Annotated in this window: 18 protein-coding genes; 5 read left to right on the top strand and 13 right to left on the bottom strand. The window is 62.5% G+C overall.

What is annotated here, in order from left to right; translation table 11 throughout:
- Window positions 1-7 precede the first annotated feature (7 nt).
- The 4 genes from D0T11_RS15980 to D0T11_RS15965 form a co-directional block, all read right to left on the bottom strand.
- Window positions 8-913, bottom strand: coding sequence for a hypothetical protein (locus D0T11_RS15980; protein WP_119656806.1), 906 nt, complete (start codon window positions 911-913; stop codon window positions 8-10).
- Between the two features lie 179 nt (window positions 914-1,092).
- Window positions 1,093-2,430, bottom strand: coding sequence for a family 1 glycosylhydrolase (locus D0T11_RS15975; RefSeq protein WP_119656805.1), 1,338 nt, complete (start codon window positions 2,428-2,430; stop codon window positions 1,093-1,095).
- A 35-nt stretch (window positions 2,431-2,465) separates the two neighbouring features.
- Window positions 2,466-4,169: a ribulokinase gene (locus tag D0T11_RS15970; RefSeq protein ID WP_119656812.1), complete on the bottom strand. Its 1,704-nt coding sequence runs from the start codon at window positions 4,167-4,169 to the stop codon at window positions 2,466-2,468.
- Window positions 4,170-4,369: 200 nt separating this feature from the next.
- On the bottom strand, window positions 4,370-6,682 hold the full coding sequence (locus D0T11_RS15965; RefSeq protein ID WP_119656804.1) for a S46 family peptidase: 2,313 nt from the start codon (window positions 6,680-6,682) through the stop codon (window positions 4,370-4,372).
- A 165-nt stretch (window positions 6,683-6,847) separates the two neighbouring features.
- Between D0T11_RS15965 and yidD the strand changes: the two genes are divergently transcribed.
- The 3 genes from yidD to fbaA all read left to right on the top strand — a co-directional run bounded on the left by yidD (window position 6,848) and on the right by fbaA (window position 9,366).
- The gene (gene yidD, locus D0T11_RS15960; protein ID WP_119656803.1) at window positions 6,848-7,069 is read left to right on the top strand and encodes a membrane protein insertion efficiency factor YidD; all 222 of its coding nucleotides are present in this window, start codon (window positions 6,848-6,850) and stop codon (window positions 7,067-7,069) included.
- Window positions 7,070-7,242: 173 nt separating this feature from the next.
- The gene (locus D0T11_RS15955) at window positions 7,243-8,124 is read left to right on the top strand and encodes an esterase-like activity of phytase family protein (RefSeq protein WP_147374688.1); all 882 of its coding nucleotides are present in this window, start codon (window positions 7,243-7,245) and stop codon (window positions 8,122-8,124) included.
- Window positions 8,125-8,277: 153 nt separating this feature from the next.
- Entirely contained in the window at window positions 8,278-9,366 is a 1,089-nt protein-coding gene (fbaA, locus tag D0T11_RS15950) for a class II fructose-bisphosphate aldolase (protein WP_119656801.1), read from the top strand.
- A gap of 163 nt (window positions 9,367-9,529) precedes the next feature.
- Here fbaA and lgt read toward each other — a convergent pair whose 3' ends face one another.
- From lgt to D0T11_RS15905, 9 genes are all read right to left on the bottom strand, one after another.
- A complete protein-coding gene (gene lgt, locus D0T11_RS15945) occupies window positions 9,530-10,516 on the bottom strand; it encodes a prolipoprotein diacylglyceryl transferase (RefSeq protein WP_245990928.1) in 987 nt (328 codons plus the stop codon).
- Window positions 10,517-10,630: 114 nt separating this feature from the next.
- Window positions 10,631-10,930 carry a hypothetical protein gene (locus tag D0T11_RS15940; RefSeq protein ID WP_119656799.1) on the bottom strand — a complete coding sequence of 100 codons (300 nt, stop codon included), beginning with the start codon at window positions 10,928-10,930 and terminating at the stop codon, window positions 10,631-10,633.
- Window positions 10,923-11,555: an RNA polymerase sigma factor gene (locus D0T11_RS15935; RefSeq protein ID WP_119656798.1), complete on the bottom strand. Its 633-nt coding sequence runs from the start codon at window positions 11,553-11,555 to the stop codon at window positions 10,923-10,925. Before D0T11_RS15935 ends, D0T11_RS15940 begins: the two co-directional genes overlap by 8 nt.
- A 254-nt stretch (window positions 11,556-11,809) precedes the next feature.
- Complete coding sequence (locus D0T11_RS15930; protein WP_119656797.1) at window positions 11,810-12,214, bottom strand: PIN-like domain-containing protein; 405 nt, start codon at window positions 12,212-12,214, stop codon at window positions 11,810-11,812.
- Entirely contained in the window at window positions 12,198-12,899 is a 702-nt protein-coding gene (locus tag D0T11_RS15925) for a DUF433 domain-containing protein (protein WP_182888451.1), read from the bottom strand. The genes D0T11_RS15930 and D0T11_RS15925 overlap by 17 nt, the downstream gene beginning before the upstream one ends.
- 699 nt (window positions 12,900-13,598) lie before the next feature.
- Complete coding sequence (gene nadE / locus D0T11_RS15920; RefSeq protein WP_119656811.1) at window positions 13,599-15,572, bottom strand: NAD(+) synthase; 1,974 nt, start codon at window positions 15,570-15,572, stop codon at window positions 13,599-13,601.
- A gap of 170 nt (window positions 15,573-15,742) precedes the next feature.
- On the bottom strand, window positions 15,743-16,492 hold the full coding sequence (gene rnc / locus D0T11_RS15915; protein ID WP_119656795.1) for a ribonuclease III: 750 nt from the start codon (window positions 16,490-16,492) through the stop codon (window positions 15,743-15,745).
- A complete protein-coding gene (fabF, locus tag D0T11_RS15910; RefSeq protein WP_119656794.1) occupies window positions 16,492-17,745 on the bottom strand; it encodes a beta-ketoacyl-ACP synthase II in 1,254 nt (417 codons plus the stop codon). Before fabF ends, rnc begins: the two co-directional genes overlap by 1 nt.
- Before the next feature lie 170 nt (window positions 17,746-17,915).
- Window positions 17,916-18,152 (bottom strand): acyl carrier protein, encoded by a 237-nt coding sequence (locus tag D0T11_RS15905; RefSeq protein WP_019948606.1) that lies wholly within the window; start codon window positions 18,150-18,152, stop codon window positions 17,916-17,918.
- A 162-nt stretch (window positions 18,153-18,314) separates the two neighbouring features.
- On the opposite strand from D0T11_RS15905, the gene D0T11_RS15900 reads away from it, so the two are divergent.
- Complete coding sequence (locus D0T11_RS15900; RefSeq protein WP_182888450.1) at window positions 18,315-18,743, top strand: IPExxxVDY family protein; 429 nt, start codon at window positions 18,315-18,317, stop codon at window positions 18,741-18,743.
- Between the two features lie 159 nt (window positions 18,744-18,902).
- Window positions 18,903-20,342, top strand: coding sequence for a pyruvate kinase (gene pyk, locus D0T11_RS15895; RefSeq protein ID WP_119656792.1), 1,440 nt, complete (start codon window positions 18,903-18,905; stop codon window positions 20,340-20,342).
- The last annotated feature ends 134 nt before the right edge of the window (window positions 20,343-20,476 follow it).

Raw genomic sequence — 20,476 nt, 5'->3', positions numbered from 1 at the left:
CCCGTCCTCATGGCCGGCCGGGTTTTTCCCACACGTAGGCGGCGCTCACCTGCTGGCTCAGGCCCAGCGTTTCGTGCCAGGCGGCGGCGTAATCGATGCGGAAGGCGCCGGTGCGCAGGCCCACGCCGCCCGTCAGCTGGCTGCTGAGCGTGCTCAGGCCGGCCCGCAGCGCCAGGGCCGGCAGGGGCCGGTATTCGAGGCCGGCCTTAAAGTCGGCGTCCTGCTCCACATCTTTCTCAGTTTCGACCAGCAGCAGCACTTTCTCGGCGGGCCGCCACGCCAACCCGGCCCGCAGCACGGTGGGCAGGCGCTCGTCCTGGTATTCGGCCAGGCGGGCCTGGTTGAGGTTGTAGAGCGTGGCCCCGAAGGTGAGGCGGCGCGGAATGATATCGGCCTGCCCGCCCAGCGAAGCGGCCACCACGCGGCGGCTGCCGAGGCCCTGAATGCTGGTTTGCAGCACCTCTACCCGCGCCCCCACCCGCACGGTGCCCAGCTGGTAGCCATAGCCCAGCCCCAGCCGCTGCTCCGAATACAGCGTGCCCCCAAACCGCTGGGCCGTGAAACCCACCGTGCCGTAGCGCGGCGCATCGGCCCCGGCTACGGCCGCAGTTACGCCCGGCGTGGGTGGGCTGGCCGCGTCGCTTTTCCGATAAGCAATGGGCACGGCCACCACCAGCGAGGCGGTATTGAGGGTGGGCAGCAGGTAGCGGTTTTCGGCCCCCACGCCCACGGCAGGCCGGTTGAGCTGGCCCAGCGCGGCGGCGTTGCCGGCCCCGGCCCAGGCGTCGTCGGCCAGCACGGCGCCCATCTGGCCCAGGGCGGCCGCGCGGGCACCCCACAAGCCGGGTCCTTGGGCAAAAGCCGCCGTCGAGAAGCCGATCAGCAGGACTGAGAATATGGATATTTTCACCATAAAATAAACGTTAAATAGCTGAACTGCTGGAAAGTATACACTTGCCATGACTCCCGCAAGCGGGCGGGCATTTTTCTACCAAAAAGGCCCGCCCCACGCTGATTCAGCGGGGCGGGCCTTCGGGTACTGGACTGGATAACCGGGAGCCGGAACGGGCTCCTCACCCTTACCGGAGCGGGTTATATCTCCACTTTGAGCGTGGCCGGGCGGCTGTTCTGCTCGAACAGCTCGCCGTGGGGGATAATGGTAATCTGGCCGTACTCCTGGAGTAGCTGGCGGTAGGCTTCGGCTACGGGGCGCGGGTTGCGGTTCATATCGTAGAGGCCGCAGGCATTTACGGTACCTTCTTTTGCCTCCAGGCCCCGGTTCCAGTCGACCTGGTCGATGAGCGAATACCAGGTGAAGCCGAGCACCGGCACGCCCAGCTTGCGCATCTGCAAAATATTCACCCACTGCTTCCAGAGCCAGGTGGGGGCCTGCTCAGGGTCAAACACATTGGTTTCGGTGTGCATCACCGGCTTGTGGTAGCGCAGGTAATAGTCGTGGGTGATGTTGAACCAGCCCATAACATCGGAGGCCGTGAGCACCTCCCCATTGGGCAGAATCATGCGCTCGTTGCGGCCGTAGTAGTCGTTGCCCATAATCTGATATCCGGGCGGCTCGCCTACCATAAACCAGTCGTATTCCTGGCGGGTCAGGCCATTGTCGCTCAGGTACTGGTACACTTCGCCGTCGGGGTGGTGGGCGTAGAGCAGGTCGAGGGCCAGGAAGCGCAGCTTGTTTTCGAGCTGAATGTGGGGCGTGCGCTCGGTACGCAGCTCGTGGGTATACTCGGCCGATTCGCTCTGCACAATCACGCAGTCGGGGCGGTGGCGGGCGATTTGCTGGTTGCCCATAATGGAGGCCGCCACCAGGTGCTTGATGGCCGTCACGAAGGCCTCGTCGGACCGCAGCTGCTCGTTCCAGATGCCATCTTTGGCGCTGAGCTTGGCCGTTACGTAGATTTCGTTGATGGGCGTGTAGTAGCGCACCCAGGAGTAGCGCTCGGCTACGGCCCCGCAGTACTCGGCAAAGTGCACGGGCAGCTCGGGGTTCTGGAAGTTGCCCAGCCAGTCGGGCACGCCAAAGTGCATCAGATCCAGAATGGGCGTGATGCCCAGGCGCTGCATTTCGGCCATCACCTTGTCGGCAAACTCCCAGTCGTACTCGCCGGGGCCGAGGTGGGTTTTGTGGTAGGGCAAGCCGTAGCGAAGCACTTTCAGGCCCAGGTCGTGCACCAGCTGCAGGTCTTTCTGCCAGTACTCGTAGTGGCCGCACTCTTCGAGCAAGTCGCGGCGCACCTTGCCGTGTTCGATGGTCGGGTACGAGCACTCGATGCCGGTGGCAAACATGAAGTTGCCCGGCCCGCCGGTGGGCAGCCCCTGCCCCGAGGTGCCGCGGGCCCCGCCAAACTCGTCGCCGGCGTAATTGCCGTCGCCAAAGTGTTTTTTAATGTCCGTCAGAAATGATTTCGCCATGCAAAATGGGGCCAGTGAATTTGGTGAGTTGATAGTTACAAGTGAGCGGCCGAATTGTTGAGTTGACCGGTAGTCGACTCCTCAATAAAGTTGCCCAGCGCCAGGTAAGCGGCGTAGTGGGGCGCGTAGGCGGCGGCGCGGGCCGGGTCGGGTTCGTAAGTGGCCGAGAAGCCGCTGCTCATAGCCTGCTGGGCAGCTTCTACGGTGGGGTAGCAGCCGGCGGCCACGGCCGCGTACATGGCCGCGCCCAGGGCTGGGGCCTGCTCGGAGGCCGTTACCACCAGGCGGTGGTTGAGCACGTCGGCCAGCGTTTGCATGATAAAGGCCGATTTTTTGGCCACCCCGCCAATGGCCACGATTTGCTCCACGCGGATGCCTTCAGCCCCGAAGCGCTCCAGAATCCGGCGCGAGCCGTAGCAGAGGCTTTCTACCAGGGCCCGAAAGATTTCCGGGGCCCCGGAGCCCATCGTGAGGTTGCGCAATGCCCCTTGCAGCTGGTGGTTGGCGTCGGGCGTGCGGCGGCCGTTTACCCAATCCAAGGCCAGCACCGGACTGGGGGCGGGGCCGAGGACCTGGGCTGCTTCGGTAAGCAGCTCCAGCAGGTTTTCCTCAGCATCGAGCCGTAGTTTCTCGCGTTGTTCGGGGCTCAGGCCGGCGCTGCGCGCCAGCACGGCAGTCAGGGGCCAGGTCAGCAGGTTCTCGAACCAGGCCAGCAGGTCGCCGAAGGCCGACTGGCCGGCCTCCAACCCCACCAGCCCCGGCACCACCGAGCCCAGCACCTGTCCGCAAATACCCGCTACCGGGGGCCGGCCGGCCAGATCGGCGGGCGGCACCACCACAATGTCGCAGGTGCTGGTGCCCATCACTTTCACCATCGTGTAGGGCCTGATGCCGGCCCCTACCCCACCGGCGTGGGCGTCCACGGTGCCCACGGCCACTACCGTTTCGGGGCGCAAACCCAGCTTCTTGGCCCAGACGGGGCTGAGCGTACCGGCCACCTCGTCGGCGGTGTAGGTGTTCTGGTAGAGGCGGGCGCGCAGGCCGGCCAGGCGGGGTTCGAGTTGGGTGAGAAAAATCTCGGCGGGCAGGCCGTCCCAGTCGGGGTGCCAGAGGGCTTTGTGGCCGGCGGCGCACCGGCTCCGCTTCAGGTCGGCCAGCGGCTGGCCGGTGAGTTCGAGCGTCACCCAGTCGCAGTGTTCCAGCCAGGAGTAGGCGGCGCGGGCCACGGCCTCGTTCTGGCGCACGATGCGCGTGATTTTGGCCCAGAACCACTCCGGCGAATACACCCCGCCCGAGTAGCGGGTGTAGTCGGGGCCACCCCAGCGGCGGGCCAGCGCATTGATTTCTTCGGCTTCGGCCACGGCCGTATGGTCTTTCCAGAGGATGAACAGGGCGTCGGGGTTGTCGGCGAATTCGGGCAGCAGGCCCAGCGCCACGCCCTGCTCGTTTACCGGGCCGGGCGTGGAGGCCGTGGCATCGACGGCCAACCCCACGATGCGGGCGGGGTCATCGACCAGGGCTACCACCTCGCGCACGGCTGCCGTGAGGCCTTCGAGGTGGTCGAGGGGGTGCTGGCGGAACTGGTTGCGGTCGGGGTCGCAGAACTCCCCGGCCTCCCAGCGCGGGTACTCGCGCACGGCCTCCGCCACCTCGCGGCCGGTGCCCGCTTCCACCAGCAACGCCCGCACCGACGACGTTCCGAAATCGAGGCCAATAACATAGGAGTCGGCAGAAGGCATAATGGCGGAAGCTTGGAGGGTGAGGAAGGCGGCAACGCGCAAGAACAGCGGTGGCCACGCAAGGAAACTACGCGAATCAGGTGCAAAAAGTCGGTTTCCGGAACCCGACCAACCGCTGTACCCCAGCAAAAAGCTCCGGCACCTAACGGTACCGGAGCTTCGGGGGCCAGTGCCCCAATGGGCAAAAGCGGGATACCGGGCTACATTTTAGCCGAATCCTTCTCCTTTTTGTTTTTGCGCTTGATTTTGGTTTTACCGCCCTGCTCGGTTTTCACCTTCATCTTTTCCAGGTCGCCCATGCCCGTGTTCAGGAGGCTGGTGCTGGCCGAGGCGGGGCCGATGCCGGGGTTTGGCGCGCCGTTGACCAGCGTCATTTCATCGACGATGTGCTTGGCACCGCCCAGCTTCTCAATGCACCAGAGCACGTAGCGGATGTCTACGTTGATGCAGCGCTTGAGGTCGGGGTCGTAGGCCAGGTCGCCGGTCATGGCTTCCCAGTTGCCGTCGAAGGCAATGCCAATCAGCTCGCCGCGGCCGTTGATGACGGGCGAACCGGAGTTGCCGCCCGTGATGTCGTTATCGGTAATGAAGGCCACCGGCAGGTTGCCCTGCTTGTCGGCGTAGCGGCCGTAATCCTTCATCTTGAGCAGCTCCAACTCCTTTTTAGGGACCACAAACTCGGGGTTGGAAGCGTCTTCCTTTTCCAGAATACCCTGGGCGGTGGTTTTGTAGTCGTAGTGCACGGCATCGCGGCCGTCGTAGGGGCGCACGGTGCCGTAGCTGAGGCGGATGGTGGAGTTGGCGTCGGGCGAGTACACCTTCTGGCTGTTCTTTTCGCGCAGGGCGGCTACGTAAAGGCGGTTGGCGCGGCCGAGGCCGGCCTGCGAGGCCTGCACTTTAGGCAGGATGTTCTGCACGTAGTTCGTGTACACCGACTGGTAGGTTTTGTAACCCGGGTCGGCTTCGAGCTTGGCCAGCGAGGGGTTGGCCAGGAAGGCCTTCACCTTGGCTTCCGAGGTCAGGAAGGAGTTGCCGTACACGTAGGCGGCGTATTTATCCATCGAGCCGCCGTACTGCTTCTTCACCAGGGCAAACACGTCGGGCTGCTGGTCCTGGGGTACGTCCTGCATGTAAAGGCCCAGTAGCGCGGCAAATACCTTCTGGTCGGTGGCGGCGCTGTAGTTCTTGAAGTAGTCCTGCACGGGTTCCTGCAGGGCTTCGGTGGCCTTGCTGATGGCTCCCTTGTCGCCGCTTTTCAGGGCGTTGGCCAGGGGCAGCATGCGGGCCGAGAGGGTGATAATTTCGGTGCCGAAAGCGCCCTCGTTCACGTACTGGGTGCTCAGGTTGTACTGGCGCTGGGTTTTGTAAGCGTCCTCGATGGTGGTCAGGGCCTCGCCGTACTGCTGCTGGCGGGTGGGGTCCTGGGCAATCCACTGGGTCAGGGCGGCTTCCTCGGCCCGCTTGGTCTGCACGGTTTTCAGGCGGTTCATGCCCTCGTTCTGGCCAATGAAGTACTTCCAGTAGTTGGCAATGTTGGCGTACTTGCTGGCGTACTGAAGGCGCAGGTTGGGGTTCTTGTCCATGTCGGCTTTCCAGAGCTTGAGGCGGGTGTCGCGCAGCTTGATGCGGGCCGGGTTGGTCTGGTCGAGGGTGAGCTGGAGGCCGGCGGCGGGCAGAAACCGCTGGGTGCGGCCGGGGAAGCCGAACACCATGGCGAAGTCGCCCTCATTTACGCCTTGCAAAGCCACGGGCAGGTGCTTTTTGGGCACGTAGGGCACATTGCCGTCCTGGGGGCCGGCGGTGGGCTTGTTGTCCTTGTCGGCGTACACCCGGAACATGCTGAAGTCGCCGGTGTGGCGGGGCCACATCCAGTTGTCGGTGTCGCCGCCGAACTTACCCACCGCCTCGGGCGGGGCGCCTACCAGGCGCACGTCGCCGAAGCGCTGGTAAATGAACAGGTAGTACTCGTTGCCGCCGAACATGTCGCGCACGTAGGCCACGTACTGGCCGTTTTCTTTGGCGGCTTCGGCCATTTCGCGCTGGCGCTGCTGGATGGTGGCCACGCGCTCGGCTTCGGGCGTGGCGGCGCTTAGGCCCGCGGTCATTTTGGCCGTCACGTCTTCCATGCGCACCAGAATGTCCACGAACAGACCGGGGTTCTTCTTCTCATCGGCCTTGGTGGCGGCGAAGAAACCGTCCTGCAAAATGTTGTTCTGGGGCGTGCTGTGGGTCTGGATGGCGTCGTAGCCGCAGTGGTGGTTGGTGAGCAGCAGGCCCTGGGTGCTCACGAATTCGCCGGTGCAGAAGCCGCCGAGCTGCACCACGGCATCCTTGAGCGAGGCATTGTTGACGTCGTAAATTTCTTCGGCCGTCAGCTTGAGGCCCTTCTTCTGCATGTCGGCCTGGTTGAGGCGCTTGATGAAGAGCGGAAGCCACATGCCCTCGTCGGCGTGGGCCGTCAGGGGCAACAGCAGCGTTAGTAACAGGGCTTTAACCCAATGATTCTGGCGCATAATGCAGGTTGGTGGGTGGGAAATAGTACCGGCGAAGGTACGGAATTGTGTTCTGACGTTGTTTCCCGCGGAGGCACGCGCAGGTTTCGCGCAGGTTCGCAGAGCGGTGCTTGAAACACTCTGCGGACTTCTGCGGGAAACCGAATCCAGTACCTTTGAGCAACAATGACTTACCTGTTCCGCCAGCTGCTGCTGGGTTTGCTCTGGGTGTACCGCCACCTGATTTCCCCCCTCAAACCGCCCAGCTGCCGGTTCGTGCCCACCTGCTCGGCCTATGCCGTGGAGGCCGTCACGAAGCACGGACCCTGGCGCGGCGGCCGGCTGGCGTTGCGCCGCATCAGCCGCTGCCACCCCTGGGGCGGCCACGGCCCCGATCCGGTGCCGTAGCGGTGAAACGGTGAATGAGTGACTCGGTGACTGAGAGAACGTCATTCACTCAGTCACCGAGTCACTCATTCACCGTTTCACCAACTCCCGCATTTGCGGGCCGTACAAGAGCTGATGTGGCGGCCGGGGCCTATGGTACCGGCGGCTTTTTTTCGTCTGATTTCACCCAGCATATGCGTACACTATGGATTGCCGCCACCCTGGCCGGCACGCTGCTCAGCGGCTGTTCCGAAGCCCAGCCCAGCCAGCCCGATACCTCCGCCACCCCCCTCAACGTGAGCAGTAAAAAGGACAAAAAGGGCGAGGGCATCGACCACCTCAAGCGCGTATCGAAGCTCGACGACGTGCGCGAAAGCTCGGGCCTGGCCCTCACCGGCGAATCCGGCACGCTCTACACCCACTCCGACGACGGCAACCCGCCCATTCTGTACCGCATCCGGATTGAGGACGGCAAAACCGTGGCCCAGATCGACATGCCGGTGCAAAGCCGCGACTGGGAGAGTATCACCCGCGACGACGTGGGCAACCTCTACATCGGCGATGTGGGCAACAACAACAACGACCGCCGCGACCTGGTGATTCACCGTCTCAACCCGCTCAACCCGCAAATCGTCCAGGAAATCAAGCTCAAGTACCCCGACCAGACCGAGTTTCCGCCCAAGAAAAAGCAGCGCAACTTCGACTGTGAGGCCACGCTCTGGTACGACGGGCAGGTCTACCTGTTCACCAAGGACCGGGGCCAGCAGGAAACCAGCAAGGTGTACACCGTGCCCGACCGGCCCGGCTCCTACACGGCCAAGCTGCTGACTAAACTCGCCATTCCGGGCGAAGTAACCGATGCCACGCTCAGCCCCAACGGCCGCCGGCTGGTGCTCATGGCCCGCGAAGAGATGTTCGTGTTCGAAGGCGAAAACCTGGCGGCCCTCCTCAAAGCCAAGCCCGAGCGGATTTCCCTCAAGGGCGTAGGGCAGACCGAAGGGGCCGTGTTCACTACCGATTCGCTGCTCTACATCAGCACCGAGCAGGGCGCCCTCTACGAGTACGAGCTCAAGTAAGGAAAAGAACTCGCCTCGCTCCTGCCCTGCCGCGCCCGCTACGGCGGGGCGCATGGTGGCTGGGCAGGGCGAGTTCTTTTCCTTAAATTTGGCTCAATTCCTAACCCGGTGCGGTTGCCCACTGCCGCGCCACTACCCCCTATCCTCCAGCACATGGCTGACCAAACCACTCTTACCGGCCTGCGCGCCGGCGTATTGTACGGCGACGAAGTGCAGCAGCTTTTCGAGCACGCCAAGCAGCACGGCTATGCCCTGCCCGCCGTGAACGTCACCGGCACCGACACGGTGAACGCCGTGCTGGAAACCGCCCGCGACCTGAACTCGCCCGTTATCATTCAGTTCTCGAATGGCGGCGCGCAGTTCTACGCTGGCAAGGGGTTGCCCAACGATAAGCAGCAGGCCAGCATTGCCGGCGCTATTTCGGGTGCCCAGCACATTCACCTGATGGCCGAGGCCTATGGCGTGCCCGTGGTGTTGCACACCGACCACGCCGCCAAAAAGCTCCTGCCCTGGATTGATGGCTTGCTCGAAGCCGGCGAAAAGCACTTCGCCCAGCACGGCCAGCCGCTCTACTCCTCGCACATGCTCGACTTGTCGGAGGAGCCGATTGAGGAGAACGTGGAAATCTGCAAGGAGTACCTGGAGCGCATGGCCAAAATCGGGATGACGCTCGAAATTGAGCTGGGCGTAACCGGTGGCGAAGAAGACGGCGTGGACAACTCCGACGTCGATTCCAGCAAGCTCTACACCCAGCCGTCGGAAGTAGCCTACGCCTACGAGGAGCTGAGCAAAATCAGCCCCCGCTTCACCATCGCGGCCGCTTTCGGCAACGTGCACGGCGTGTACAAGCCCGGCAACGTGAAGCTTGAGCCGAAAATTCTGCACAACTCCCAGGAGTTCGTGAAGGAGAAGTTCAAGCTCGACGCCAAGCTGCCCATCAACTTCGTGTTCCATGGTGGCTCGGGCTCCACGCAGGAAGAAATCCGCGAGGCCATCGGCTACGGCGCCATCAAAATGAACATCGACACCGACATGCAGTGGGCTTTCTGGGACGGCATCCGCCAGTATTACCAGAAGAACGAAGCCTTCCTACAGGCCCAGATCGGTAACCCCAACGGCGAGGATTCGCCCAACAAGAAGTACTACGACCCGCGCGTGTGGCTCCGCAAGGGCGAGGAAAGCTTCGTCACCCGCCTCAAATCGGCTTTCGAGGACCTCAACGCCGTCAACCGCAACTACTAGTTTTTGAGCTGTTAGCTGTTAGCTGTTAGCTGTTAGCTGTTAGCTGTTAGCTGTTAGCTGTTAGCTGAAAAACGAAGAAGGCCCCGCACTCGGTTGAGTGCGGGGCCCTTTTTTGTGCGCAATAACTGAGAATTGATGAACGAGAGCTAACAGCTAATAGCTATCAGCTAACAGCTTTAGTGGGCTCTTCCTCCAGATCCCGCGGGGCGTAGCCGTAGGGGTTGGTGGGGTTTTTGCCGGCCCGCCAGAGCACGTAGAGGCCCATAAACACCAGCGGAATGCTCAGCAGCTGGCCCATGTTGAATTGCATACCCTGCTCAAAGGCCACCTGATCTTCTTTGAAGAACTCGATGAAAAAGCGGAACGAGAACAGCAGCACCACAAACAGCCCGAACAGCTGCCCGCGGGGGGTGCGCTCCTTGGTGCGGTTCCACATGGCGTAGAGCAGCACGAACAGGAACACGCAGAACAGCGACTCATAAATCTGGGTGGGGTGGCGCGGCACGGCCACCAGCGAACCGGCGGCCACGGTGGTGCCGGCCGGCTGGGCCGTTACCTGGGCATCCTGGCCGGGCTGGCGGGAATACTGCACCACGGCCGAGCCGGCCGCAACGGGCTGATCGGCGGTGGCTTTCACCAGGTGCTCGTAGTCGCGGGGGAAGGTGAAGGCCCAGGGCGCGGTGGTGGGGTGGCCCACGATTTCGGAGTTCATCAGGTTGCCCATCCGGATGAGCGCCCCGCCCACGGCCACCACCAGCACGATGCGGTCGAGGGTCCAGAGCACGTCGAACTTATTGTTGCGGCTGAACAGCCAGACGGCGAAGATGATGCCGATGGTGGCCCCGTGCGAGGCCAGCCCACCTTCCCAGATTTTAAAAATGCTCAGCAGATTGTCTTTGTACTGGGGCCAGTCGTAAAAAAACACGTGGCCCAGGCGCGCGCCAATCACGGTACCCAGCAGCACGTAAATCGTAATCACATCCACCCAGCGCGGCGACACTTTCTCGGACTTGTAGATATGCCCCAGAATAAACGTGCCCACTACGAAGCCCGACATAAACAGCAGCCCGTACCAGCGCAGCGTCAGTGGCCCCAGGTGGGCCAGAATAGGGTCGGGGTTCCAAAGAATGGCACTCAGCATAGACAACATGGCTTCAAAAGAAAAGAGAAGGATTCAAAGGTACTCAGACAAAGGGCTTTTGGCCCGGCAAACCCACTTTCCGGCTTCCGTGCCGGGCAGCTTGGGGGCCGCAGGTACGCGGCATTAGTCGCCAGCAGGCTGGAATTCAATCCGATCAGGGCGGTTCTGGCTGGCACTGCTTACCGAGTGCTGGGCGGCATCGTCGCCGCTAAGCAGGAGCAGCGCGCCCAGCATCACGGCGTAAGCGGGCCAGCGCAGCCACGCCGGTACCAGCAGACGCGTTACGGCCGTTTCGCGGTCGAGGCGGGCACGTACCCGATTGTAAAAGTATGGTCGGGGCTGGGCTGCCGGCTGGTTTCGCCAGTGGCGCAGCAGCGTGTCCCAGTCTTCGTCGGCGTTGGGGCGAGGGTCGGAATCAGGCATGGCGCGGGGAGGGCTGAAGGTGAGCGCGCAGCGTTTTTCGGGCGCGGAATAACAACGATTCGACGGCGGGCACGGTGGTAGTGAGCACGGCGGCAATTTGCTCGTAGCTCAGCTCCTGCTCGTGGCGCAGCGTGAAAGCCACCTGCTGCTGGTCGGGCAGGCGGGCAAGGTGGGCCAGCAGCACCGCCACCTGCTCCTGGCTTTCCAATTGGGCCTGCGGATGCTCATGGTCAGCCGGCTCGTGGAGCACCCGGTTGTCGGGGCTCAGCAGGCTGGTGAAGTAGGCGAAGCGCTTTTTGGTGCGGGCCCGCCGCAGGTTTTTCAGGGCCCGCGAAGTAGCCAGCTGGTAGAGCCAGGTGGTCAGCGAGGCTTCGCTGCGGAAGCGGCCAATGGTTTGGTAAACTTCCACGAACACCTCCTGGGCCACGTCTTCGGCTTCCTCCGGCGAGCGAAGCAAAGCCAGCGCGGTGCGGTAAATCCGGTTCTGGTACCGTTCTACCAGCAGGCGAAACGCCGCCTCGCTGCCCCGTTGCAGTTGCGCCACCAGCTCGGCCTCAGGACAGGCCGGAGCGGGCCGCGCGGGGGGCGGGCACCGTTGAAAAGCAGGCAGCGGAAGCGTAGGCACTCGGCAGCAGAAGGATGGAAACAGTGGGCAACCAGCTCCGGACGGTGCCGCATATACTGGGGTTACACAGGCTTAGGTCCGGCCAGGGCCAAAAACTTGCGCCGGGCTTTATAATTATAGTATATAACCCTGGTATCCAATAAATTAAATTTTTGCATCCTGTACCCGTAGGGTCAAGCGCAAACCGAAGGACGGCGCTTGACCCTACGGGTACAGGAGGTGAGTCCGGATAACCTGACGGCAAGGCTTGATTTTCAGGTTCCGGCAAGAACGCGCTGTACGCTCCCGTCCACGTACACTTTGGCTACGAAGGGCCGTGGGTATTTTTGCACAAAGCGGCGCAGGCGCGGCAGAGCCCGCACCAGGCACTCGGCCACCCCGGCCCCGGTAAGGCCCTTGGCCACGAGAATAAACGTGCCGCTGCCACTGGCCAGCAGTGCCTCCAGCTCCAGCGGGTTGTAGTGCAGGCGGCGCTCCTGGGTCAGCACGAAGCCGCCCCGGGCCGTTACGGCCGGCAGCCATTCGGCGTCGGGCGTGGCGGGCGCGAACAGGTCGGCATGGTGCAGGAAGGTATCGGGCAGGGCCTGTAGGGCCGCGCGCACCAGGGTGGTATCGAGGGTGCGGTCGAGGAAAAACAGGGGGTCAGGCGCCGAGCTCATACCGGATGGCTTCTTCTACGGCCGGGGCCGAGAGGTTGAAATTACGGGCAATATCGGCCACCGCGTCGCCGGCCCGGTACTGGTCCACTACCACGTCTACGGGCACGTAGGTTTCGGTGAGCACCGGCCGCCCAAAGGCCACGGTGGGGTCTACAACAATGTAGGCGGGCAACCCACTGGGCACGAAGCCGGGGTTGCTGGCGTACACCGGAAACAGGCGGAGCGGAAACCCGTCGGCTGCCCGCTCGATGCGGCGCAGGTAGGCTTCCACCAGCTGCCGAATGGTAATCTGGCCCCGGCGGGAGGCATTGATGAGCAGGTTCTCGTCTTCCAGCGCCCGCACGAACAGATCCACGCCATCGGTTTCGAACTGGTGCTGGGCCAGCGGGTATTCGGCCTGCAACTCCTGGCGCACGAACTGCACGGCGTGGCGCACCCGCTGGAGCGGAATGCCGTGCTGGTGGCGGATAGCGGCCAGCACGTGCACTTCTACCAGGTTCAGAAACGACAACCCCTCGGGGCTGGCCGCCTGCACCAGCGCCTCGTGGTCGTCGGCGTGGGTCCAGGCCTGCACCGTGGACGCCGAGAGGCCCGTCAGGCGGGCCACCTGCCGGGCGGAGTACAGCGGCAGCCGGTAGGCCGCGCGCTCCTGGTATAGCTGGTTCAGACTACTGCTTGCCGTCACGGATTCATCAGGGTTAGGCCACGAAAGTACCGGTTTTTTAGCGGGGGGGCAGCGGTCTGGAATGGTTCGCCTTTCCCCGGTCCCCCGCTCCGAAAAAGAGAGAAGGTGCATGCTGAATGAACGACTGGATTTCATTCTGCCGAAAAAGAGCCCAACCAGCAACGCTACGCATCCCGGACTTCCGTGCCCGGTTGCTTTGAGTTGCCCGGGGGCGGCCAATGGGTTGCGGAGAGAAGGGAGAATTTCTGACGAATGCACCGGCTCCGGTGAGTAGCGGCGGCTATTGGGTCGGGAAACAGCCCGCCACTGCGCGGCCCCGCCTCCAACAAGAACAGAGGCCCGCCGCCTGCGGTAAGCAGTTTGAAGTTGTACAAGTATTTTTCAAAAAGCGAAAATACTTGTACAAGTTAGCCGCGTAGGTTGTACAAGTATTTTCGCTTTTTGAAAAATACTTGTACAGCGGTTCGCGAAACCGCAATAACTAATCTGAGCAGGTGTAGGCAAGGGGGCAAAGGCAAAACCCCGTTGGGGCGATGCCAACCGTTAGGACGATTGGTATCGCCCCAACGGGGCTAGAATCTGCCGGGGGTATAAGTTCTACAACTGAATCGTCAGGCTTGCCCGCTCCTCTTGCACGGCACGCATCAGGCAGCGGGGGGTGCGGGGGCGAGGCGGCGCAATAGTAGGCCGGAGCCTATTCTATAGCGCGGCCAGCTCCCGGGCGTAGCCGCCGCTCAGGATGGGGAAGCGCAGCCAGGAGCGCGGGTCCACGTTGTAGTCGTCGAGGTGGAAGGCGGGGGCGTACCGTTCGCGCTTCCACTGGTTGCGGCTCCAGAGGCTGAAAAAGCGCTTCACGTAGGTTTTGAGCTGTTCCCAGTCGGCGGCGGGGTCTTCGTGGCGCAGGGTGGCCAGCACCTGGGCCGGAGCCAGCCGGTCGTAGAAGGCCAGGCGCTCGATGCGGTTGAGCAGCACGTAGGGCATCAGGTCGCGCTCATCGGTCTGGTTGTCGGCCAGCGGGCGCAGCTCGGCAGTGGGTTGCAGGCTGTTCACGCGGCGCAGGCCGGGGTAGTGGAGCTCGGTTTCGGCCCAGCGCAGCCACTGCTTCACGAAGAACTTGTCCACGCCGGCAATGGGTGAGATGGAGCCGGCCGTGTCGCCGTCCATGGTGCAGTAGCCCACGCTGGCTTCGGAGCGGTTGGAAGTCGTCATCAGCAGGCAGTTTTGGATGTTGGCCAGCATCCAGATAGCGGGGGCGCGCACCCGGGCCTGAATGTTCTGGAGGGCCAGGTCGTCGGTCTGCCAGGTCAGCTCCCGGCCCAGGGCGTGCTCCACCTTGCCCACGTAGCCGCTTACTTCCTCGTTGATATCCCAGCTGTAAAACACGGCCCCAATGTCGGCGGCCAGTTCCCGGGCCGAGGTGAACGTGTCGTCGGAGGAATTCACGGTGCCTTGGTAGGCGCAGGTGAGTAGGCGGCCCGTCAGGCGGCGGTTTAGCTCCCGCTGGTCAACGGAAACGGCCTCGGTGCTGGCCGGGGGCAGGTTGCCGGCCGGGGTCGGGCTGGGCGAGCCGTCGGCCGCCACCAGCTGCCGCTGTTGCGGTGCAGCCCCGGGCGCGCCGGGTATTTCCTCAATGTCGGCGGCCGTGAAGCAGCCCGATCGGCGCATGAATTCGGCCGTGCCCAGCTCCGCGGTGCCCAGGCGTACCATTTCGGCCACCGCCACGGCGCACATGCAGGAGTCGGCCCCGCCGCTGAGGCTGAGCACGAAGCCCCGGCTGCGGGCCTTGCGCAAATAATCGAACAGGGCCAGACTTAGCGCCTGGTTGAGCTCCAGGTACTCGTCGGGCGTGGGCAGGGCTGCAATGGTTTCGGCGGCCGGTAGCTCGGTGCTGAAATCCACGTCCACGCACTCCAAATCCACTTCCTTAAAGCTCATGAGCTGGTTGCGCTGGAGCAGATGGCCGTTGCGGGCCACCAGAATTTCGCCGTCGTAGATGATGCGGCCGGCCTCGTTGCCCAGCAGGTTGGCGTAGAGGTAGGTGCAGTGGAACTTGCGCGAGGCCTGCAACACCAGCTGGTAGCGCAGGTCGGTTTTGCTCATGGCGAAGTGCGAGGCCGAGGGGTTCACAATCAGGTCCACGCGGCCCTGGAGGCGGCAGGCGGGCCGCACGTCGTCGGGCCGCCAGGCATCCTCGCAGATTTCAAACCCGAATTTCACGCCCTGGTGCTCGAAAATCATATCCCCCAGGGGCCACTCCTCCCCTTCCCACTGCACGGTAGTGGTTTCGCCGGCCGGCCAGGGATGGAAGAACCGGGGCTCGTAGTGCACCCCGTCGTTGGCCAGGAACTGCTTGGCCGCGAAACCCAGCACCTGCCCGTCGCGCAGCACGGCGGCCGTGTTGTACGTGCGGCCGCTCAGGCGCACCGGCAGGCCCACCACCACGCAGATGCCCGCCGTCCAGGGCCGGATGGTTTGCAGGTGTTGCAGGGCGGACTCGGGCAGCCAGTCGCTCAGAAACAGGTCCTCGCAGCCGTAGCCGGTCAGGCACAGCTCCGGCAGGCACAGCAGCTCCACGCCGGCCGCTTTGGCCTGCTCAATGGCCGTCTGAATCGTGCGCAGGTTGTGGGTCCAGTCGAAGGGAATCTGGTTGAGGGCGGCGCCGGCTATTCGCATAGTGGTATGGTTGGTTTGCGTCTGCAAAGCAACTCCTTTTTCCCGGCTTGAGTTATCAGAACAGCACTGCGCCTTCTGCGCAAACACAGCCTCCTCTGCGGGCTAAGTCGTTGTTACGATTTTAGCCCGCAGAGGACGCTGTGTTTGCGCAGAGGTCCGCAGTGCTGTTCTTATACCCCCAGCGCGGCCAACGCCCGCTCGGCGGCTAGTTGCTCGGCTTGCTTTTTCGAGAGGCCCATGCCGGTGGCCACTTCTTCCTCATCCACTACCACCACGGCCGAAAACTCCATGACGCCGCCCGGGCGGGCTTCGCCGGTGAGCTCGTAGCGCATGTTTTTGCCGTTGCGCTGGGCCCACTCAATCAGCTTGCTCTTGAAGTTGGTGGTCGTCTGGGTCATGGCCTTCACGTCCACGTAGGGCTTGAGCAGGCGGTTGAGCACGAACTTACGGGCCGTTTTGTAGCCGTGGTCGAGGTACACGGCCCCCACCAGGGCCTCCAGGGCGTTGCCGTTCACCGAGCGCGAGCGGGCCGCCCGGCCCTGGGCCGCATCGAGCTGCACCAGCTTATCGAGCCCGGTTTTGAGGGCAATCACGTTGAGGCTTTCCCGGTTCACGATGCGGCTGCGCATCTCCGTCAGGAAGCCCTCCTGCTCGTAGGGAAACTTGCGAAACAGGTACTCGGCCACGGCCGTACCCAGCACGGCGTCGCCGAGGAATTCCAGCCGCTCGTTGCTCTGGTGGCGGGCCTGTTCGCCTTGCTGGCGCACCACCGAAGAGTGGGTGAAGGCCAGCCGGTACAGGTACACGTTGTCGGGCGCGTGCCCCGTGATGGTGGTAATAGCTTGCCGGAAAGCCCGGTCACGGCCCAGCAGACGGCGAAAAAAACCGAATAACGGCAGGGGCTGACCGGGCTTGGGCATTAAGCGGGAAGTTTACGAAAGATGACCGACGTGTTGTGGCCGCCAAACCCGAAGGTGTTGCTCATGGCCACGTTCACCTCGCGCTTCTGGGCCTCGTTGAACGTGAAGTTCAGCTTGGGGTCCAGCTCGGGGTCGTCGGTGACGTGGTTGATGGTGGGCGGGATTACGCCGTGCTGCATGGCCATGATGCAGGCCACGGCCTCAATGGCCCCGGCGGCTCCCAGCAGGTGGCCGGTCATGCTCTTGGTAGAGCTGATGTTGAGGCCGTAGGCGTGCTCGCCGAACACTTTCTGAATGGCCTTCACCTCGGCCCCGTCGCCGAGCGGGGTGCTCGTGCCGTGGGTGTTGATGTAGTCCACCTGCTCGGGCCGGATGCCGGCATCGCGCAGCGCGTTCTGCATCACCAGCACCACGCCGTTGCCCTCGGGATCGGGGGCCGTAATGTGGTAGGCATCGGCCGACATGCCGCCGCCGATCAGCTCGGCGTAGATTTTGGCCCCGCGGGCCTTGGCATGTTCGTATTCTTCCAGAATGAGGGAGGCCGCACCTTCGCCCAGCACGAAACCGTCGCGCTCCTTGTCGTAGGGGCGGGAGGCCTGCTCGGGCGCGTCGTTGCGCTCACTCATAGCCTTGAGGGCGTTGAAGCCGCCCACGCCCGACTCGGTGATGGCGGCTTCCGAGCCGCCGGTCACCATCACGTCGGCCATATTGAGGCGGATGTAGTTGTAGGCCGAAATAATCGAATCCGACGACGAGGCGCAGGCCGACGTCGTCACGAAGTTCGGCCCCCGGAATTTGTGGCGGATGGAAATGTTGCCCGACGCGCTGTCGGCAATCATTTTTGGGATGAAGAAGGGGTTGAAGCGGGGCGTGCCGTCGCCGTGGGCGAAGGCAATGCACTCGGCTTGCAGCGACGTAAGCCCCCCAATGCCGGAGCCCCAGATAACGCCCACCCGGTCCTTGTCGATACCTTCGGCGGCCAGATTGGCATCCGCAATGGCCTCGTTGGCGGCGATGAGGGCGAACTGGGTGAAGATGTCCATTTTCCGGCCCTCTTTGCGCTCGAAGTAGTCATCCGGATTGTAGTCCTTCACTTCGCAGGCAAAGCGGGTTTTAAACTTGCTGGCATCGAAACGGGTGATGGGCGCGGCACCACTACGGCCGGCGGCCAGGCCCTCCCAATACGCGGGGGCGGTTTTGCCGACGGGGGTAATGGCACCCAGGCCGGTCACGACAACTCTCCGAAGAGACATAGGCGGGCTCGAGAAGCGAAAAAATGGAAAGGGTAGAAAAGCAAACCGACCGGCGGCAGGCCGGCCGGTCTTTTTAGTTATTGGTGCTTGGTTGTCAGTTGTCAGTGAAGAATGGGGCAGCCATTACGCTGTAAGCACATCACCAACAACTGACAACCAAGCACTAACAACTATTTAGCGTGCTCTTCGAGGTAGCTGATAGCCTGACCTACGGTACCGATGTTCTCGGCCTGATCGTCGGGAATAGACACGTTGAATTCTTTTTCGAACTCCATGATCAACTCAACGGTATCCAGCGAATCGGCACCCAAGTCGTTGGTGAACGAAGCCTCCGGCGTTACTTCCGAAGCCTCAACGCCGAGTTTATCAATGATGATGGCTTTTACTTTTTCTGCGATTTCAGACATTTCCGTGGGGGTTTAAAGAAAACTCGGCACAAATAACACCATCTTCGCTAACATTGTCAAACTTCCTTCACCGAATCTTGCGGGTTGGGGAATATGGCCGGCCGGGTTCCGCGGCCCGGGTCAGAGTTCTATTTTTGCGTTTTTCTTCCTTCGCCACTGCCCATGAAAACCTTCACCCTGGACGTGGAATACAGCTGCGACTTCGACCTGTTCGGGCTCGTTTCCTCCACCCGGGAGCACACGCTGGCCTGGGTGCTGAACCAGGCCCTGCACCTGCGGCTGGTGAAGCAGCCCGACCTGCTCTACGATTTACTGCACAAGGGCCGGCTCGTCATCAGCAACTACCTCCACACCACCGAGTACCACACCCTGCGCCTGCTGCGCAACCGCAGCGCCGAAGCCTCGGCCCTGAAGAAGCCCTTCCTGGCCCCCGACATCAAGGAGTACGACTACCTGCTGCAAATCAATAACGGGGCCGGCCTGCCCCCCGCCGAGGAGCTTATCCAGCAGCTCACGGCCCTGCCCCAGGTGCAGCTGGTGAGCCAGTTCGACCCCAATGACCTTAAATTCAAAGAAAATCTGCTCTTTTGAAAACGTAAACCAGCGCCAATTCTGAGCGTCGTGCTCCTTCCGGTTCCCGTATTATTGGCGTCAGCTCAATATGTGGGGCACCGCCCGCAGGAACCGGCCCACTCAGGATGCTTTTTGCTGAACCTTTTGCACACGAATTTTTGACCGTATTAGCCCAACATGGAAGCCAGTCCGCATTTCAATAAAACCAAAATCATTGCCACCGTGGGGCCTGCCTCCAACACGTACGAGAAGCTGGGTATGCTCATGCGCGAAGGCGTGGACGTGTTCCGCCTCAACTTCTCCCATGGCTCCCACGAAGACCACCTCGCCGTCATTCACACGGTGCGCCGCCTCAACAAGGACCTGCGCATGAATGTGGGCCTGCTCCAGGATTTGCAGGGCCCCAAAATCCGCCTCGGTGAGGTCGAGGGCGGGCAGGTCGAAATCAAGGCCGGCGACAAAATCAAGCTCGTGTGCGGGGAGAAGGAAATCAGCACCGCCACCCGCCTGAGCACGATTTACCTGGGCCTGGCCCGCGACGTGAAGCCCGGCGACATGATTCTCATCGACGACGGCAAAATTGAGCTGCGCGTGCTGGCCACCGACCGCGACCAGGAGGTAGACGTGGAGGTAATCTATGGCGGCACCGTGAAGCCCCGCAAGGGCATCAACCTGCCGAATTCCGACGTGTCGGCCCCGTCGATGACGGAGAAGGACATTGAAGACCTCAAGTTTGGCCTCGAAAACGATGTGGACTGGATTGCCCTCTCCTTCGCCCGCCGGGCCGAAGACATCCGCTTCATCAAGAGCCTGATTGCCGAAAGCGGCAAGAACATCCGCGTTATCGCCAAAATCGAAACGCCCGAGGGCCTCAAAAACCTCGATGAAATTATTGCCCTCACCGACGCCGTGATGGTAGCCCGGGGTGATCTGGGCGTGGAGGTATCGATGGAGCAGGTGCCGATGGCCCAGAAGAGCATCGTTGCCAAGTGCAACAAAATCGGGACGCCCGTTATTGTGGCCACCCAGATGATGGAGAGCATGATTACCGCTCCCCGCCCCACCCGCGCCGAAACCAGCGACGTGGCCAACGCCGTCATCGACGGAGCCGATGCCGTGATGCTGTCCGCCGAAACGGCCGTGGGCGCCTACCCCGCCGAGGTTATCCGCTCGATGGTGGCCACCATCCGCAGCGTGGAAACCCAGATGCCGAGCCTCTACAACCACTGGTTTCCCATTGATGCCAACTCGCCCACTTTCATGGTCGACAGCGTGCTGTCGGCGGCCTGCCACCTGGCCAAGAACACCCAGGCCAAGGCCATCACCGGCATGACCCACCGCGGCTACACGGCTTTTCAGATTGCCAAGTACCGCCCCCAGGCCGACATCTTCATCTTCACCGACAACCGCCCCCTGCTCACGGCCCTGAGCCTGATCTGGGGCGTACGCGGCTTCTACTACGACCGGATGGTGAGCACCGACAGCACCGTGTCGGACATCAAGTACGCCCTCACCGCCTCCGGCCACCTCAAAAAGGGCGACGTGTTCATCAACACGGCTTCCATGCCCATCAACAAGAAGGGTAAAACCAACATGGTGAAGGTGAGCGTGGCTTAGCTTCTGGCTGTTAGCTATTAGCTGTTAGCTGTTAGCTGTTAGCACAACGAACGTCATCCTGAGCGGAGCAAAGGATCTTATCACGTTACAACGACCGTATCAAGGAATCGGGCCTACGTAATAAGATCCTTCGC

It is taken from the genome of Hymenobacter rubripertinctus (genome assembly GCF_003583925.1).
Taxonomy (GTDB): Bacteria; Bacteroidota; Bacteroidia; order Cytophagales; family Hymenobacteraceae; genus Hymenobacter; species Hymenobacter rubripertinctus.
This window is presented reverse-complemented; position numbering and strand designations above follow the sequence as displayed.